This window comes from Desulfosoma sp., from assembly GCF_052743555.1.
This window is the reverse complement of the sequence record NZ_JBRAHS010000032.1, coordinates 2,777-4,882: the sequence shown is the minus strand read 5'-3', so window position 1 is coordinate 4,882 and position 2,106 is coordinate 2,777. Positions and strand designations below refer to the sequence as shown.

The 2,106-nt window shown below is 58.5% G+C and carries 3 protein-coding genes; all 3 read left to right on the top strand.

The window, feature by feature from the left end; all coding sequences use genetic code 11:
- The first annotated feature begins 90 nt into the window (after positions 1–90).
- Positions 91–1,275 (top strand): alginate O-acetyltransferase AlgX-related protein, encoded by a 1,185-nt coding sequence (locus tag ACUVSA_RS14435; RefSeq protein WP_445895351.1) that lies wholly within the window; start codon positions 91–93, stop codon positions 1,273–1,275.
- Positions 1,276–1,293: 18 nt separating this feature from the next.
- Entirely contained in the window at positions 1,294–1,572 is a 279-nt protein-coding gene (locus tag ACUVSA_RS14430) for a hypothetical protein (RefSeq protein ID WP_445895350.1), read from the top strand.
- Positions 1,573–1,707: 135 nt separating this feature from the next.
- Positions 1,708–2,106 (top strand): hypothetical protein (locus tag ACUVSA_RS14425; protein WP_445895349.1); only part of this gene is annotated, 399 nt, incomplete at its 3' end.

The window sequence follows — 2,106 nt, the reverse complement described above, 5'->3', positions numbered from 1 at the left end:
TTTTTATTTCTGGCGTCGGCGGCACATCTCGCAGCGGGCACCTACAACCCGTTCATCTACTTTCGGTTTTGATCCCTTTGAGGCGCCTTCATGACGAGACTCTCGCGCTTTTTTGACCTGGTGCTCATCGCCGGCTTTCTTGCGGGCCTTCTCTTTCCTCTTCTTGTCCTACGCGGCCATTCGACCTCAGTAACGGAAAAACGCGCTCTGGCCCCCTTGCCGTCATGGCCTGCAAGCGCAGAAGAACTCATGACTTTTCCGTCGACCTTTGAAAAGTGGTTCGATGATCACTTCGGGGGACGTCATCGTCTCGTCCAGGCTTATCACCTCATGGCCCTGGCCTTGGGGAGTTCAGGTACCCCGCGCGTTCTGGTGGGCAGCAAGGGCTGGCTTTATTACACGGACCCCAATGACGGTAACAACGTGGAAGACTATCGCCGAACGGACCCTCTGACCCCGCAAGAACTGGAAAGATGGCGTCTCGTTTTGGAAACCAAGGCTTCTTGGCTCAAGAGCCAAGGCATCGCTTACCTTTTTCTCGTCGTGCCCAACAAACACACCATCTATCCGGAGTATTACCCCTCCCGCATCCGCGTTCGAGGGGAGCGCTCCCGCTTGGATCAGTTCATGGACGCCATGCACGGATCCGACGTGCCCGTGATGGATCTGCGGGAACCTCTACGGCAGGCCAAAATATTTGGCCCCCTCTATCACAAGACCGACTCCCACTGGAACGCTTTGGGGGCCGCCCTGGCCGCCAACCTTATCCTGGAAAAGCTGGGTTCTCTGGATCCCGGCATCCATGGGCAGCGCTTTGGCGTGGACGATTTTTCATGGCACTCCACGCCGGGAGGCGATCTGGCGCGGATGCTGAGCCTTTCAAGCCTTCTTCGAGAAGTTCGAGTGCCTGTGATCCGTCCGGGTCGGCTGCGCTGCGCCCCTAAGGTCCCTGAACCGGTGCTGGACGCCGAGGATCCGGACCTTGTGATCACCACGTGCCGATCCGAAGGAAAATCGGCTGTGGTCTTTCGGGATTCGTTTTTCACGGGGTTGCGCCCCTTCTTTTCGGAACACTTCACGCGAACCGTCTACACGACGGCGCTGCCGGAAATCGACACCCTGGAGCAGTTCGTGCGGATGTACGCTCCCGATGTGGTGCTGGAAGAGCGGGTGGAACGCTATCTCAAAGTCCTTCCCAAGGCACCGGACTCGTCTTCCGAACCGTATCGAGCGTTGCTCGAAGCACGGCGCCCTCGGGCCTTGAATGTCCCTTGAATGCCTTGGGGATGAACCATGAGTGCGACGCTCAAAACGGAACGCCGACGTTTTGTGTTCTTCTTGGGGCTTTGCTGTGCCATGGTGGCCGTCAAGTTCCTTCTGCTTCAAGACCAAAGGCTTATCGTCTTGGGAGACGCCCGCTACGATTCCCGGCTGTTCATCGACCTGGCCCATTCCATCAGCGAGGGCCGATGGTTCGGGCCCTACGATGAAAGAACCCTCATCAAAGGCCCCTTTTATCCCCTGTGGATCGCCGCCGTCCATTACCTGCACGCGCCGCTCTTGACAGCTTAACACGGGCTCTACCTTGCGGGCTGCGGCGCGGCGGCCTATGCTCTGGCACGCCCTTTGGGTCCTTGGGGTGCTTTTTTCCTTTTTACGGCACTCTGGTTCCACCCCACCAGTTATGCCCTGCACACCCGCGTGGTCATGAGGGAATACGTCTCAACCTCTTTGGCCCTGCTCGTCACCGCCCTCACCCTGCTGCTGTTTCAAGACGGCGCCGAAACGAGGTGCCGCGGGCTTCGCGCCCTTGGGCTTGGTTTGTGTCTCGGCGCCTTTTGGCTCACTCGAGAAGAAGCCCTTTGGATTCTTCCCCTCTATGGTGCGGCGGCGCTGCATTTCATGCTTCGCCGGGTTGGGCGTGCACACCATCGCACAAGGCATCTCATCAAGCACACGGGCTGGACTCTCGTTCCTTTGGCTCTTGCGGCGGCATGCGTCACCGTCGTGGCACACATTCATCAGGCCCATTACGGCATTGCGGAAACGGTGGAACTGAAGAGCCGTTTCTTTCGGGATGCCGACGGTGCTTTGACTCGAGTGGAA

Bases quoted from the DNA above. Each gene is read 5' to 3' on its own strand.
- ACUVSA_RS14435 (WP_445895351.1), top strand. From the start codon at position 91: ATGACGAGACTCTCGCGCTTTTTTGACCTGGTGCTCATCGCCGGCTTT.
- ACUVSA_RS14430 (WP_445895350.1), top strand. From the start codon at position 1,294: ATGAGTGCGACGCTCAAAACGGAACGCCGACGTTTTGTGTTCTTCTTG.